This window comes from Sulfuricella sp. T08, from assembly GCF_000971475.1.
GTDB lineage: Bacteria > Pseudomonadota > Gammaproteobacteria > Burkholderiales > Sulfuricellaceae > Sulfuricella.
This window is the reverse complement of the sequence record NZ_DF967524.1, coordinates 61,605-76,427: the sequence shown is the minus strand read 5'-3', so window position 1 is coordinate 76,427 and position 14,823 is coordinate 61,605. Positions and strand designations below refer to the sequence as shown.

16 protein-coding genes and 2 tRNA genes are annotated in these 14,823 nt (G+C 56.0%); 4 read left to right on the top strand and 14 right to left on the bottom strand.

Annotated features, from left to right (window positions below):
- Nucleotides 1–10 precede the first annotated feature (10 nt).
- From cheD to SCT_RS02755, 4 genes are all read left to right on the top strand, one after another.
- Entirely contained in the window at nucleotides 11–622 is a 612-nt protein-coding gene (cheD, locus tag SCT_RS02770; RefSeq protein WP_059418758.1) for a chemoreceptor glutamine deamidase CheD, read from the top strand.
- Between the two features lie 38 nt (nucleotides 623–660).
- On the top strand, nucleotides 661–1,737 hold the full coding sequence (locus SCT_RS02765; protein WP_059418755.1) for a chemotaxis response regulator protein-glutamate methylesterase: 1,077 nt from the start codon (nucleotides 661–663) through the stop codon (nucleotides 1,735–1,737).
- Between the two features lie 74 nt (nucleotides 1,738–1,811).
- Entirely contained in the window at nucleotides 1,812–2,117 is a 306-nt protein-coding gene (locus SCT_RS02760; protein WP_059418753.1) for an STAS domain-containing protein, read from the top strand.
- A 19-nt stretch (nucleotides 2,118–2,136) separates the two neighbouring features.
- Nucleotides 2,137–3,834: a fused response regulator/phosphatase gene (locus SCT_RS02755; protein ID WP_059418752.1), complete on the top strand. Its 1,698-nt coding sequence runs from the start codon at nucleotides 2,137–2,139 to the stop codon at nucleotides 3,832–3,834.
- A 124-nt stretch (nucleotides 3,835–3,958) separates the two neighbouring features.
- Here the strand turns inward: SCT_RS02755 and rpoS are convergent, their stop codons facing one another.
- The 14 genes from rpoS to SCT_RS02685 all read right to left on the bottom strand — a co-directional run bounded on the left by rpoS (nucleotide 3,959) and on the right by SCT_RS02685 (nucleotide 14,816).
- The gene (rpoS, locus tag SCT_RS02750) at nucleotides 3,959–4,900 is read right to left on the bottom strand and encodes an RNA polymerase sigma factor RpoS (protein WP_059418750.1); all 942 of its coding nucleotides are present in this window, start codon (nucleotides 4,898–4,900) and stop codon (nucleotides 3,959–3,961) included.
- Nucleotides 4,900–5,793 carry a peptidoglycan DD-metalloendopeptidase family protein gene (locus SCT_RS02745; protein WP_059418748.1) on the bottom strand — a complete coding sequence of 298 codons (894 nt, stop codon included), beginning with the start codon at nucleotides 5,791–5,793 and terminating at the stop codon, nucleotides 4,900–4,902. The genes rpoS and SCT_RS02745 overlap by 1 nt, the downstream gene beginning before the upstream one ends.
- Nucleotides 5,790–6,446: a protein-L-isoaspartate(D-aspartate) O-methyltransferase gene (locus SCT_RS02740; RefSeq protein WP_059418746.1), complete on the bottom strand. Its 657-nt coding sequence runs from the start codon at nucleotides 6,444–6,446 to the stop codon at nucleotides 5,790–5,792. Before SCT_RS02740 ends, SCT_RS02745 begins: the two co-directional genes overlap by 4 nt.
- Entirely contained in the window at nucleotides 6,443–7,180 is a 738-nt protein-coding gene (surE, locus tag SCT_RS02735) for a 5'/3'-nucleotidase SurE (RefSeq protein ID WP_059418744.1), read from the bottom strand. The genes SCT_RS02740 and surE overlap by 4 nt, the downstream gene beginning before the upstream one ends.
- A 73-nt stretch (nucleotides 7,181–7,253) precedes the next feature.
- Nucleotides 7,254–7,330: transfer RNA gene (locus SCT_RS02730), tRNA-Pro, on the bottom strand.
- Nucleotides 7,331–7,376: 46 nt separating this feature from the next.
- Nucleotides 7,377–7,760 (bottom strand): MerR family transcriptional regulator, encoded by a 384-nt coding sequence (locus tag SCT_RS02725; protein WP_059418740.1) that lies wholly within the window; start codon nucleotides 7,758–7,760, stop codon nucleotides 7,377–7,379.
- Nucleotides 7,735–8,061: an integration host factor subunit alpha gene (locus SCT_RS02720; protein ID WP_059418738.1), complete on the bottom strand. Its 327-nt coding sequence runs from the start codon at nucleotides 8,059–8,061 to the stop codon at nucleotides 7,735–7,737. The genes SCT_RS02725 and SCT_RS02720 overlap by 26 nt, the downstream gene beginning before the upstream one ends.
- 9 nt (nucleotides 8,062–8,070) lie before the next feature.
- Nucleotides 8,071–10,428, bottom strand: coding sequence for a phenylalanine--tRNA ligase subunit beta (pheT, locus tag SCT_RS02715; RefSeq protein WP_059418736.1), 2,358 nt, complete (start codon nucleotides 10,426–10,428; stop codon nucleotides 8,071–8,073).
- Nucleotides 10,429–11,448, bottom strand: coding sequence for a phenylalanine--tRNA ligase subunit alpha (pheS, locus tag SCT_RS02710; protein WP_059418734.1), 1,020 nt, complete (start codon nucleotides 11,446–11,448; stop codon nucleotides 10,429–10,431).
- An 88-nt stretch (nucleotides 11,449–11,536) separates the two neighbouring features.
- Complete coding sequence (gene rplT, locus SCT_RS02705) at nucleotides 11,537–11,896, bottom strand: 50S ribosomal protein L20 (RefSeq protein WP_059418732.1); 360 nt, start codon at nucleotides 11,894–11,896, stop codon at nucleotides 11,537–11,539.
- 12 nt (nucleotides 11,897–11,908) lie between these two features.
- The gene (rpmI, locus tag SCT_RS02700) at nucleotides 11,909–12,106 is read right to left on the bottom strand and encodes a 50S ribosomal protein L35 (protein ID WP_059418730.1); all 198 of its coding nucleotides are present in this window, start codon (nucleotides 12,104–12,106) and stop codon (nucleotides 11,909–11,911) included.
- Nucleotides 12,107–12,228: 122 nt separating this feature from the next.
- Nucleotides 12,229–12,747, bottom strand: a complete 519-nt coding sequence (gene infC / locus SCT_RS02695; protein ID WP_082098152.1) for a translation initiation factor IF-3 — start codon at nucleotides 12,745–12,747, stop codon at nucleotides 12,229–12,231.
- A gap of 25 nt (nucleotides 12,748–12,772) precedes the next feature.
- Entirely contained in the window at nucleotides 12,773–14,689 is a 1,917-nt protein-coding gene (gene thrS, locus SCT_RS02690) for a threonine--tRNA ligase (RefSeq protein WP_059418727.1), read from the bottom strand.
- 50 nt (nucleotides 14,690–14,739) lie between these two features.
- Nucleotides 14,740–14,816 (bottom strand) — tRNA-Val (locus SCT_RS02685).
- Nucleotides 14,817–14,823: the final 7 nt, after the last annotated feature.

Below are 14,823 nucleotides of genomic sequence, written 5' to 3'. Positions count from 1 at the left end.
GGGACACACCATGACCTCTCCGGATTACCATGAAGTCCTCTCGCCCAACCTCTACTACGACAGCCATTTCAATATGGAGGCAGCCAAGATCATGCCGGGCGAGTATTACGCCACCACGCGCGACATGCTGGTCGTCACCGTCCTCGGCTCCTGCGTTTCCGCCTGCCTGCGCGACAAGACCAGTGGCATCGGCGGCATGAACCATTTCATGCTACCCCACAGCGACAACGATCCGCAGAACCCGATCAGCGTCTCGGCGCGCTACGGCACCTATGCGATGGAAATGCTGATCAACCACCTCATCAAGCTAGGCGCCAAGCGCAATAATTTTGAAGCCAAGGTGTTCGGCGGGGGAAACGTCCTGCGCGGATTCACCGTGGCCAATGTCGGTGCGCGTAATGCCGATTTTGTCCTGGACTTTCTGCACACCGAAAAAATAAAAATCGTGGCCGAGGACCTTCTCGACATCTATCCTCGCAAGGTATATTACTTTCCCAAGACCGGACGGGCGCTGATTAAAAAACTCAAAGGCGTTCACAACAACACCATTGTGGAACGCGAGAAGGATTATGAATCTCGCCTGGGTTACGCCAAAATGGAAGGTGATGTAGAACTCTTTTAGAGATAGAGAGGCTAGCCTCTAATAAAAAAGGATTTTTAATGCCCATAAAAGTTCTCATTGTCGACGACTCTGCACTCATCCGCAGCGTGCTCAAGGAGATTATCGAAAACCACAAGGATTTGAAGGTAGTCGGTGCGGCGCCTGACCCCCTTGTCGCCAGGGAAATGATCAAGGCACTGAACCCCGACGTGATCACCCTTGATGTCGAAATGCCACGCATGGATGGTCTGGATTTCCTGGAAAAACTGATGCGCCTCAGGCCCATGCCGGTGGTGATGATTTCCACCCTCACCGAAAAAGGTTCCGACATCACTTTCCGCGCGCTGGAACTGGGCGCGGTCGATTTCATCTCCAAACCCAAACTCGATATCAGCCGCGGCATGCAGGAATACAGCGATGAAATCGCCGACAAGATCCGTTCCGCCGCCAAGGCTCATCTAAGAAAACCCACTGCCATGATAGTCCAGAAGAGCCTGACGGCAGATGCCATACTGCCATCCCTGTCCAATCATATCGCCTCGACAGAAAAATTGATTATCGTTGGCGCCTCTACGGGTGGTACCGAAGCGATCAAGGAATTCCTCATCAAATTGCCGCCAGACTGTCCTGGAATCGCCATCACTCAGCACATGCCGGAAACCTTCACCAAATCATTCGCCCAGCGTCTCGATACTCTATGCAAAATCTCGGTAAAGGAAGCCGAAAACGGCGACCGTATCCTGCCAGGCCATGCCTATATCGCGCCGGGGCATTCCCACTTGCTGGTAAAGCGCAGCGGCGCCAATTATGTCTGCGAGCTATCCGACGGACCGCCCGTCAATCGCCATCGCCCTTCGGTGGATGTTCTGTTCCGTTCCGCTGCAAACCACGTAGGCAAGAATGCAATCGGGGTGATACTGACCGGCATGGGCAAGGATGGCGCCAAGGGAATGCTGGAGATGAAGCAGGCCGGCTCCTTCAACTTTGCCCAGGATGAAGCCAGTTGCGTCGTGTTCGGCATGCCCAAGGAAGCCATCCTCACTGGCGGTGTCGATGAAGTCGTGCCGTTGCAGGATATGGCTGCGCGGGTTATAGCATACTTGGGTAATCTGGGTACACGCGGCTTCCGTGTTTAGACTTGATAGAGACTAGCCTCTAATATGTTGTTGCTGATTTTTTAACTTGTTGCATCTGGAAAGACTGAACCACTATGCAGATAACCGTAGAAAAAAATGGCGAAATCGGCCGACTGACTCTCAGTGGCCGTTTCGACTTCAATACCCATCGCGAATTTCGCAATGCCTGCGACGAAACTTTGCAAACACCTGAGATCAAGGAAATCGAGGTTAATTTCAGCCGTGTGGATTACCTCGACAGTTCAGCCTTGGGCATGCTATTGCTGTTGCGAGAAAAAGCCCAGAGCGCGAACCTGAAAGTCTCGCTGACGAACTGCACAGGCCTCGTCCAGCAGGTACTCGATGTAGCAAACTTCCAGCGGCTGTTTAGCATCAGCTAGGGTAGCCGCACGGAGACTCATGGACAAGCCACTCAATATTCTCGTTGTTGACGATACCGAACCTAATCTGGCGCTGATCAGCGCATTTATCTCCAAACTTGGCCACACCACGATACTGGCGAGAAATGGCCAGGAAGCGGTCGATTTGTACCGTGATGCAGCGCCGGACATGGTCTTGATGGATGTCATGATGCCGGTCATGGATGGCTACCAGGCTACTGCCGAAATCAGAAAGCTGGCCGGCAGCAAGTGGGTGCCGGTGATCTTCCTCAGCGCGAAAGCCCAGGACAGTGATCTGGTCAGGGGGCTGCAAGTCGGGGGGGACGATTACCTGACCAAACCCATCAACCTGCCGATCCTGCAAGCCAAAATCAAGTCGATGCAACGCATCGCGGGAATGCAGCGCGACATAGCGGAAAAGGCAGAACAACTGGCGCTCTACCACGCGGAAAACGAACGCGAGCAAAACCTGGCCAAACACCTGCTGGAAAGGATCATTCGAGCCAACAAGCCCAACGACCCGATGGTCGAGCGCCTGGTTCTTCCGGCAACACGCTTCAGCGGCGATGTCATCGCTACCGAGTTCACACCCAACAACATAATGCACGTCATCCTGGCCGATAGTGCCGGCCATGGCCTGTCCGCCGCACTGAATGTGCTGCCTGTCGTCGAGGTGTTTTACGGCATGACGAAAAAGGGCTACAGCCTTGCAACCATCGTCAGGGAACTTAACAGCAAGATCAAGCAGCTCATGCCGACAGAACGCTTTGTTGCCGCCGTGCTGGCCGCCATCAATTTTTCAGAACGCACCATCGAGATCTGGAACGGCGGTATGCCGACCGCCTATTTTGTTGATGACCATGGCGAAATCATGCGGGAATGGCAGGCAGCACACCCGCCGATGGGAATCATGAGCAATGCAGATTTTCTCTCGAAAACAGAAACATTTCACTGGGCTGAACCGGGGCGTTTGTTTCTTTACTCGGATGGCCTGATCGAGGCGGAAAATGAAGGTGGCGAACGTTTCGGCACCGACCGCCTCTTGGAGGCTCTGAAAGAGAAATGTGACCAGGGACAATTCTGGTATCTGGTTGCTGCGGCGAACAAATTCATGGGCCTGGATAACGCGACGGATGACATCTCCATTGCCGCCATCCACTGCCCGATGGCGCCTGTGGGCGAAGTTATCGTCCAATCCGAGCCGCCATCCACCACCCCGGTCGAACCTAGTGAATCGAGGCTGGCAGTCAAGCTCAGCCCACCGGAACTCAAGTCCTTTGATGTGTTGCCATGGCTGATCAACTGGCTGAATCAGTTATTTTTAAGCCAGCGTCAGTACCAGGAAATATTCCTGATTCTTTCCGAGCTCTACAACAATGCCCTGGATCATGGCGTACTGGCCCTGGATTCCTGTTTGAAACATCAGGAAGACGGCTTCGGGCGCTACCTTGATATGCGCGAGGATCGCCTGGCTAGGCTGCAACATGGGGCTATCGAAATCGAACTGGAGCGGGTGCAGGAAAACCAGGTTCCTTACCTTAAGTTGCGGATCGTGGACAGCGGCAAGGGATTTGCCGCGGATTCCATGCTGAATATGGACATCTCATCCAGTATTAGACCCGCTGGGCGCGGCATCGTACTAGTCAAGACACTGTGCACTGAATTGAAATATCAGGGTTGTGGTAATGAAGTGATAGCGCTATACCGGCTGCAATAAACCTAAAAGTTCATTCACCACAGAATCACAGATATGTAGGTTGGGTTACGGCGCAATAACACTCGCCTAACCCAACCTACCTTCTTATTTTTCAACTTTGTGGCTCTGTGGTTAACTGCTTTTCTCAGAGGGTGTCGTCTCGTGATATCCCCTTGCGCTTCAAGCTTCGGCGCAAAAGTTTCAACGCTTCCACCTGAATCTGGCGCACCCGCTCCCGGGTGAGATTCAGGGTGTCAGCCACTTCCTCAAGGGTGTGAATGGCATGGCCATTCAAGCCAAAGCGCCGCTCTATCACACAGCGCTGTTTGTCTCCCAGTTCTTCCAGCCACTGATGCACAAGTGCCTCCAGCTCGATGTGCTGCAGTTGCAATTCAGGCGAAAGGGTATTTTCGTCAGGAAGCGCATCACACAGGGAGAGGCCAGGATCAATATCCAGCGGCGTATCCAGGGAGGCTATGCGCTCATTCAGGTTCAGCACATAGCGCACATCGGCCACCGGCTTGCCCATCATGTGCGCCACCTCTTCCACGCTGGGTTCGTTGCCTTTGTGGGCCTCAAGGTGACGGAACGCCTGCAAGCAAATATTCATCTCCCGGATCACATGCACCGGAATGCGGATGGTGCGCGACTGATTCATGATCGCGCGTTCGATATTCTGCCGTATCCACCAGGTGGCATAGGTGGAAAAGCGGAAACCCCGTTCCGGGTCGAATTTTTCCAGGGCATGGATGAGCCCCAGGTTGCCTTCCTCAATTATGTCCAGCAGTGCCATACCACGATTGACATAATGTTTGGCGATATTGACCACCAGCCGGAGATTGCACTCGATCATCCTCTGGCGGGCTTCGAAGTCACCCTGGATGACCCGGCACGCCAGGCTGTACTCCTCTGCAGCGGTCAGCAAGGCATTCTGCCCGATTTCATTCAGGTATATCAGGGTCGGGTCATGCAGCGGCTCGCCAGGCAGTTCAAGCCGCTCCGGCAGCACATCGGTCTTCTCCTCCTCCAGAGGGACCTTGTCTTCGCTCACGAACTCATCTTCGTCGCTGTAAGCGTCTTCGCTCATCAGGATTTGTCGCTGGGTAGATATTTTATCGGGTCGACCGGCTTGCCAAACCGCCGTATCTCGAAATGCAGCTTGACCTGATCGGCATCGGAATCACCCATTTCAGCAATTTTCTGGCCCCTGGTCACACTCTGTCCTTCCTTGACCAGAATCTTGTGATTGTGCGCGTAGGCGCTCAAATAAGTCTTGTTGTGCTTGATGATCACCAGTTTTCCATAGCCGCGCAGTCCGTTTCCGCTATAAACCACTTTTCCCGGTCCCGCAGCAAGAACCGGCTGACCACTTTTTCCATCAATGTCCAGGCCCTTGCCATTGCTGGATGTCTCATTGAAGGGTGCAATCACCTTGCCCACAGTAGGCCACATCCATTCGACCCGCTCATCATCCTCAGCCTGTATTCCCTCTTTTTTCTCTGCCGGCAATTCAGCCGGTGCCGGTTTGTCCTGGGATTCCTCCTTGGCCATGGAAGGTTTTTCCGCCAGTTCTGAGTAAGCAAGCTTAACCGCCTTGGGCTGGGTCTTCAGCAACAAATCGTCGCCGGCTTGCCGGCTTCCGACCGCGGCGCCGGTTTTCAATGGAGTAACCACTACTGCCTGCGGAGAGGCGTTAAGCTTCACAGACTGGCCGATATGTATGGTGTAGGGCGACGTAATGCCGTTCCATTCCGCCACTTCCTTGTAGTCGAAGCCATGCTCCAGTGCGATACCATATAAGGTGTCGCCCTTCTGCACGGTGTAAGTCTGGGGGCGAAAATCTTCGTCCTTCCTGGTTTTGGTGGGTGATTTCTGAGCCATGGAAGCACGCTCGAGCACAGGCGCACTCGACTTGGTCGACGCGCAACCGCTTACCAGCAGGACAAATACACCAGCGACCAGAACGGTACCAGCAATCATACCAACCCCGGCAATAGCGGCACGAATTTGACCGCCTCCAGCGTCGTCTGACGATATTCAGACGCAGTATGTTCTATCAGACAAAGGCGCTGTTCACCAGTTCCAATCGGGAACACCATCCGCCCACCCTCGGCCAATTGTGACAGCAGCGCCTCCGGCACGTGAGTGGCAGCCGCAGTCATGATGATGCCGTCGAACGGCCCGAGTTCCGCCAATCCGAGAGAGCCGTCTGCATGCTTGACCTTGACATTGGCAGCACGAATTTCACGCAGATGTCCCCGTGCCTTCATCAGCAGCGGCGCGATCCGTTCAACGGAATACACTTCCTGCGCCAGGCGTGCCAGCACGGCAGTCTGATAACCACAGCCCGTGCCGATTTCCAGCACTTTACCCAGTTGTCTTCCGCCGCGTAGCAGCTCAGACATGCGCGCAACGGTTTGGGGGTTGGAAATGGTCTGGCCAAAACCGATCGGCAGCGAGCAGTCTTCATAGGCACGGGTGGCCAGTGCCTCGTCCACGAAAATATGGCGCGGCACTGAAGCCATCGCATCAAGTACCACCTCATCTTTGATGCCCTGGCTGCGCAAGCGCTCCACCATGCGCACCCGGGTACGCTGGGAAGTCATGCCAATGCCACTGAGTTTCGCACTCATAACCACCCTTTAATCACGTCCATCTGCCCATAATGAGTCAAGTCAATCTGCAACGGGGTCACAGAGACCATACCGCGCGCCACCGCGCCGAAATCCGTGCCAGCCCCGGCATCCTGCGCTGCGCCGGCCGCGCCCACCCAGTATACCGTTTCACCACGCGGGTTAACCGACTTCACCACGGGTTCCGCCTTATGACGCCTGCCCAGCCGCGTTACTTCCCGGCCCTGGAGCTGATCATAAGGAACGTCCGGTACATTGACGTTCAACAGCACCGGACTGGTGAAGGGCTGGTCCTGGTGGCGCTTGACAATCTCGGCGACCACGCGCGCTGCAGTTTCATAATTGCCAGCCCCCTTGCTCACTAGGGATACAGCGATTGAGGGGATACCCAACAGGTAGCCTTCAGTTGCCGCCGCCACCGTACCGGAATAAATCGTGTCGTCACCCATATTGGCGCCGTGATTGATGCCTGAAATCACCATGTCAGGCAGATGATCCAGCATGCCGGTCACAGCAAGGTGGACGCAGTCGGTGGGGGTGCCGTTAACGTAATAGAAGCCGCTATGGGCTTTGCGCAAGCTGAGTGGGCGATCAAGCGTGAGCGAGTTGCTGGCGCCGCTGCGATCGCGCTCTGGGGCGACTACAGTGATATCGGCAAGGGAGGAAAGTGTTTCGGCAAGGCAGGCCAAGCCAGGAGCGAAATAACCGTCATCGTTACTCAACAGAATTCGCATCGTTGATTTTTACGGTTGGCCAGTGAAATCTCGAAGTGGAACACCCCTTCGGGCTTCCACTTCAGTTATAAGTTGGTCGGGGCGAGAGGATTTGAACCTCCGACCACATGCACCCCATGCATGTACGCTACCAGGCTGCGCTACGCCCCGAGAGACGGCATTATAGCCGAAACCTCCGGGCTCGGCTACATTCGAACTAGATATGAAGCAGTTCCAGCACGCTTTTAATTTCCCGCCTTAGCAACGCCATATCCACAGCATTGCCCGCTTCAGGCATAGCGCCCGCAACCCCTGCCGGTGCTTCGCGCTCACCCGCTTCTTCCAGGCGATGGCGCGCACCGCTGATGGTGAAACCCTGTTCGTACAGCAGGTCGCGGATGCGGCGCACCAGCAGCACTTCGTGGTGCTGATAGTAGCGGCGGTTGCCGCGCCGCTTCACCGGCTTGAGCTGGGTAAACTCCTGCTCCCAGTAGCGCAGTACGTGGGGCTTGACCCCGCACAACTCGCTCACTTCACCGATCGTGAAATAGCGCTTTGCCGGGATCGGCGGTAAATCAGGCTTGCTTGCGAGTTCCGCCATTTGCGGCCTCTAATTGATAGGATTCTTCCACCAGCCCTTTCAGCTTCTGGCTGGCATGAAAGGTCACCACGCGCCGCGCGGTGATAGGAATTTCTTCGCCGGTTTTGGGATTGCGGCCGGGGCGTTCAGGCTTGTCGCGCAGCTCGAAATTGCCGAAGCCGGACAGCTTGACGCCTTCCCCTTGTTCGAGGGATACGCGAATCTCTTCAAAGAAGGATTCCACCATGTCCTTGGCTTCCCGTTTGTTCAACCCTACTTTTTCGAACAGCATGTCTGCAAGTTCGGCTTTTGTTAATGTCATTTTCGTTCCTCAATTACGTAACTTCGCGCCGTAGCGGGAAGTCAAAACTTCAGCAAGTTGCGCGGTCACCGCGTCTACTTCTTCATCGGTCAGAGTCTGTCGAGTATCTTGCATCAACACCCGGAATGCAAGACTTTTTTTACCTAAATCAATGCCTTTGCCACGATAGACATCAAACAACGCGAGCTCGGCCACGACGCCCGGCAAGTGCTCACTCATGCCGTCAAGCAAGGCCTGCACGCTGACTCCCTCATCCACGACCACCGCAATATCGCGGCGCACTGCCTGAAACTTCGATATTTCGGCAAACGCCGGAACCCTGCCACGCAGCAGCACGGCCATCTCCAGCTCGAACAGTACCGGCGCGGCCGGCAGCTCATATTTCTGCTGCCATTTCGGATGCAACGTGCCGATCCAGCCGATAAATTCACCCTCCAGCGACACCTTTGCCGCCTGGCCGGGATGCAAGGCCGGATGCAAGGCGGCCTCGAAGCGGGGAACCGCTGGCCAGAACAGAGCTTCCACATCCGCCTTGGCGTCATAAAAATCCACCCCGCGCACGACCTCGCCCCACTGCTCGGGTTTGGCGTTGCCGTAACACAGACCGGCGATTTTCTCCGGCTGGTTAAAGCCATCCGCCGATCGAGTGAAGCAGCACCCGGTTTCAAACAGGCGCACGCGTTCCTGCTTGCGGTTGAGATTGAAGCACAGGTTATCGATCAACCCACCTAACAGGGTCGAGCGCATCACTCCCATCTGGCTGGAAATCGGGTTCTTTAGCGGCAGCGGATTGTCGTTGCCGGCAATATCACGCTCCCACGCCGCATCGACAAAGCTGTAATTGATCACTTCCTGGTAATCACGCGCGATCAGCTGCGCCCGCAACGCATCCCGCCCCCGCGCTGCCTCGGACTGGGCCAGCATGTTCAGGCTGCCTCGGGGTGGCAGTGCCGGGATATTATCGTAGCCGTAGAGCCGTGCCATTTCCTCGATCAGGTCGGCCTCGATGGCCAGATCGAAGCGATAGCTCGGCGGTGTGACCTGGAATACCCCGCCGTCTTCTGAAAAATCGAATTGCAGGCGGGACAACAGCGCCGCTATCTGGGCTGCGCCCAATACAATGCCCAGCACCTGGTTGACGCGCGCGACCAGCAGCCGGATTGGCGCACGCTGAGGCAATTCAGCCGTTACTTCGGTGATCTCGCCTGCCGCACCACCGCAGATTTCCAGCAACAACTGCGTTGCCCGCTCCAGTGCAGCACGCGTTGCGGCGAAATCCACACCGCGTTCGAAGCGATAGGAAGAATCGGTGGAAAGAGTCAGCCTGCGCGCCTTGCCGGCGATCGTATCCGGATTGAAGAACGCGCTTTCCAGGAAAATATCGACGGTAGTATCAGACACTGCGCTAGCCTGACCGCCCATCACGCCTGCCAGTGCCAGAATCTGAGCAGTATCGCTGATGACCAGCATGTCGGAATCCAGCGCCGCCGTCTGCTGGTTGAGCAGTTCCAGTTGCTCTCCGGAGCGGGCGAAACGCACGCTGATGCCACCCTGAATTTTCGCCAGGTCGAACGCGTGCAGGGGCTGACCCAGCTCCAGCAGAACGTAATTGGTCACGTCCACGATCGCACTGATCGGACGTAGCCCGCTTCTTTTAAGCCGGCGTCCCATCCATTCCGGCGTTGTTGCCGCCGCATTCAGGCCTTTCAGCACCCGACCGCAGTATCTCGGGCAAGCGGTGGGCTCATCCACCGTAACGACGATCCGTTCAGGGATGGCGGCAGACACCACCACCGCATTCGGCAGGCTCAACCCCGCTCCTGTCACCGCCGCCACTTCGCGCGCCACTCCTGCTACGCTCAGGCAGTCGCTACGGTTGGGAGTGAGCTTGAGGGTGTACAGCTTGTCGTCGAGGCCGAGATATTCGCGGATTGATTGTCCGACCATCGCATCGGGCGGCAGCAGCAACAGGCCGCTGCTTTCATCGGCCAGCCCCAACTCCGACTCGGAACACAGCATGCCAAAGGATTCGACTCCACGCACCTTGGCTTGCTTGATCGCCATCTTCGGCAACTGCGCGCCGACCAGAGCGCACGGCACCTTTGCTCCGGCGCGAACATTGGCCGCACCGCACACAATCTGCAACGGCTCGCCAGCACCAATATTGACCCGGCAGACATTCAGACGGTCAGCATCGGGATGTTTCTCCAGCGACAGCACTTCTCCCACCACTACCTTGTCGAAGGGAGGCGCGACCGTTTCCAGCGCCTCCACCTCCAGCCCCGCCATAGTCAGGGCATGGGCGAGCCGGTCGCTGTCGAGATCGGGATTGACGTAGGCACGCAGCCAGTTTTCGGAAAATTTCATTCAGTTGAACTGCCTTAAAAATCTCAGATCACTCTCAAAGAACAACCTCAAATCGTTCACGCCATAACGCAGCATCGCCAGGCGTTCCACACCCAGACCGAAGGCGAAACCGAGGTATTTCTCGCTGTCCACGTTAACGTGGCCAAGCACGTTGGGGTGCACCATGCCACAGCCCAGCACTTCGAGCCAGCCGGTATGACTGCAAACACGGCAACCCGTGCCGCCGCACATCACGCAGCCGATGTCCATTTCCGCCGAAGGTTCGGTAAAGGGAAAGAATGAGGGGCGGAAGCGCACTTTGAGGTCATCGCGCTCGAAGAAGCGCTGCATGAAATCGGCCAGCACGCCCTTGAGTTCGGCGAAATTCACCTGCTCATCCACCCACAGCCCCTCCACCTGATGAAACATGGGTGTGTGCGTAACGTCAGAATCGCAGCGGTAAACCCGACCCGGCGCGATGATCTTCAGCGGCGGTTGATGATTCTGCATATAGTGCACCTGCACTGGCGAAGTGTGAGTGCGCAGGACATGTTGATCATCCACGTAGAAGGTGTCGTGCATGGCACGGGCGGGGTGATTCTCGGGAATATTCAGCGCGGTGAAGTTGTAGAAATCACTCTCGATTTCCGGCCCTTCTGCAATGCTGAAACCGATGGAACGGAACAAGGCCTCGATGCGTTGTAGAGTACGCGTAACCGGATGCAGGCCACCCACCCCCAAACCTCGGCCCGGCAGCGTCACATCGAGCGCTTCCTGCGCCAGTTGCGCCTGCAACAGCCGCTCCTGAATCGCTTCACGTCGATCTTTCAGGGCCTGCTCCAGCAAGCCCTTTGCCTGGTTGATACGGGCACCAGCTTCACGGCGCTCTTCCGGCAGCATTTTGCCGAGCTGCTTGAGCTGCTCGGTGAGCACGCCACTCTTGCCCAGATAGCGCGCCTTGGCCTGTTCCAACTCGTCCGGATTATCTATTCCGGCGAAGGCGGCCTGCGCTTCTTTCAGGATATTATCAAGATTTAACATTCAATTTATATCGGAAGCTAACGATTTTTTGTCCCTGAACCCAAACAAAAAAAGGAGGCCTCTCAGCCTCCTTTTTCTTTACTGCAGATTAAGCAGCGAGGCGGGCTTTTACCTGATCCACGATGTGTGCAAAAGCGGGCTTGTCGAACACTGCCAGATCGGCCAGAACCTTGCGGTCCACTTCGATTGCGGCTTTCTTAAGACCATTCATGAACACGCTGTAAGTCAGGCCCAGTTCGCGAGATGCGGCGTTGATACGGACAATCCACAATGCGCGGAATTGACGCTTCTTCTGGCGACGGTCGCGATAAGCATACTGACCGGCTTTCATCACCGCCTGTTTGGCGATACGGTATACGTTCTTGCGGCGGCCGCGGAAACCCTTGGCCTGTACCAGAACTTTCTTGTGGCGCGCGCGCGCCGTTACACCACGTTTAACTCTTGGCATTTTTCAGTCTCCTTACGCGTAGGGCATCATGGAGCGAACCGACTTCATGTCGCTCGCACAAACCATCGAAGTACCGCGCAGCTGACGCTTGCGCTTAGTGGTTTTCTTGGTCAGGATGTGGCGCAGATGGGAACTGGAGCGCTTGATACCGCCGCCTCCCAGAGACTTGAAGCGCTTGGCAGCGCCGCTTTTGGTTTTCATTTTAGGCATGTTCAACTCCTATATTTTAGCTTGATGTCAGGCGCTCCCCTGCGGGGAAACTTGGTAGCCTGAACACCACTTGTTTTTAGCGGTCAACAATACCGACCTGTTGACCGCCAAGCCTACTACTACTACTTCTTCTTCGGCGACAACACCATCACCATCTGACGGCCTTCCATTTTCGGAAACTGCTCGACCGTGCCGTGTTCCATCAAATCGGCCTCAACGCGCTTGAGGAGTCGCAAACCGATCTCCTGGTGCGCCATCTCCCGACCGCGGAAGCGCAATGTGATCTTGCACTTGTCGCCCTCTTCCAGAAATTTGATCAGATTGCGCAGCTTGATCTGGTAGTCGCCCTCGTCCGTTCCCGGACGGAATTTTATTTCCTTGACCTTGATCTGAATCTGCTTCAGCTTGGCTTCGTGCTGCTTCTTGCTTTCGCGGTACTTGAACTTGCCGTAATCCATCAAACGGCACACCGGTGGCTGGGCTTGCGGAGCGATCTCGACCAGGTCGATCTCAGCCTCTTCCGCCATTCCCATGGCCACTGCCAGGCTAACTATGCCAAGCGGCTCACCTTCCACACCGACCAAACGAATCTCTTGCGCAGTAATCTCGCCGTTGATTCGTGATTCTTTTTCCTGAGCGATAGCAAAACCTCCAAATCTAAAAAAATTAAACCGTGCCTACCCTCTCGGCAACCTCGCCCTTGAGCCTCTGAATCAACGCTTCCAGCGGCATCTGGCCTAGGTCTTCGCCTTTACGAGTACGCACGGCAACCTGTTTCGAGGCCACCTCTTTGTCCCCTACGATCAGGAGATAAGGCAGCCTTTGCAAACTATGTTCCCGTATTTTATAGGTTATTTTCTCATTTCTCAAGTCCGCCTCGGCGCGCAGACCATTTTTTTTGAGTTCAGCCACCACCTCACGCGCATAATCCGCCTGGGCATCGGTGATATTCATGACCACCATTTGCCGCGGCGCCAGCCACATCGGAAAAGCCCCTGCGTAGTGTTCAATCAGAATTCCGATGAAGCGCTCCAGCGAGCCGAGAATGGCGCGGTGCAGCATGACCGGCGTCTGTTTGGCGCTCTCTTCGTTGATGTAGGTTGCGTCCAGCCGACCAGGCATGGAGAAGTCCACCTGTATGGTGCCGCACTGCCAGACCCGATTCAGGCAGTCACGTAGCGAAAATTCGATCTTCGGCCCGTAGAATGCGCCCTCGCCCGGCTGCAATTCGAATTCCAGACCCTTGCGCTTGAGCGCCGTTTCCAGGGCAGCCTCGGCCTTGTCCCACTCCTCGTCGGAGCCGACGCGCTGCTCGGGCCGGGTGGATAGCTTGACGACGATGTCGTCGAAGCCGAATTCGGCATAGACCTTTTGCAGCAGATCGATGAAAGTTGCCACTTCATCCTGGATCTGCGCTTCGGTACAGAAAATATGGGCGTCATCCTGGGTGAAGTTGCGCACCCGCATGATGCCGGCGAGCGTGCCGGAGGGCTCATTCCTGTGGCAGGAGCCGAACTCCGCCAGTCGCAGGGGCAGGTCGCGATAGCTTTTCAGGCCCTGGTTGAACACCTGGATATGGCACGGGCAGTTCATCGGCTTGACCGCGTAATCGCGGTTTTCCGAGTGGGTGGTGAACATCATCGCCTGGAACTTGTCCCAGTGACCCGACTTCTCCCACAGACTGCGGTCTACCACCTGCGGTGTGCGGATTTCCTGGTAATCGTTGTCGCGAAACACGCCGCGCATGTACTGCTCGACGATCTGGTAAAGCGTCCAGCCATTTGGATGCCAGAACACCATACCCGGCGCTTCTTCCTGGGTATGAAACAGATCCAGCAGCTTGCCGATCTTACGATGGTCGCGCTTCTCGGCCTCTTCCAGACGGTGCAGATAGGCTTCCTGGTCTTCCTTCTTCGCCCAAGCGGTGCCATACACCCGCGTCAGCATTTCATTCTTCGAATCGCCGCGCCAGTAGGCGCCGGCCACCTTCATCAGCTTGAACACCTTGAGCTTGGCCGTGGAAGGCACATGCGGGCCACGGCACAGGTCGGTGAAATCGCCCTGAGTGTACAGCGACAGATCTTCGTCGCTGGGTATGGATTCGATGATCTGCGCCTTGTACTGCTCGCCCAAATCCTTGAAGAAGGTAATGGCATCGGAACGCGACAGCACCTTACGCTCGACTTTCAGGTCGGCTTTGACCAACTCCGCCATTTTCTTTTCAATGGCCAGCAAGTCATCAGGCGTAAACGGACGCTTATAGGAGAAATCGTAAAAGAATCCATCATCGATCACCGGACCGATGGTGACCTGAGCATCCGGAAAAAGAGATTTTACGGCTTGCGCAAGGAGATGCGCAGTGGAGTGGCGGATCACTTCCAGACCTTCGGCATCCCGATCGGTGATGATCGCCAGATCGCTATCGACCTCGATGCGATGGGATGTATCCACCAGCTTACCGTCGACCTTGCCGGCCAGTGCCGCGCGAGCCAAGCCCGCACCGATGCTGGCGGCCACTTCGGCTACCGTTACTGGCTGATCGAATTTGCGCTCGGAGCCATCAGGCAAGCGAATAACAGGCATAACAACCCTACCAAAACAAAAGTGCGGCATGGCCGCACTTTTTAAGAATTTGGTAGGCGCGATTGGACTCGAACCAACGACCCCCACCATGTCAAGGTGGTGCTCTAACCAGCTGAGCTACGCGCCTAAAAAAC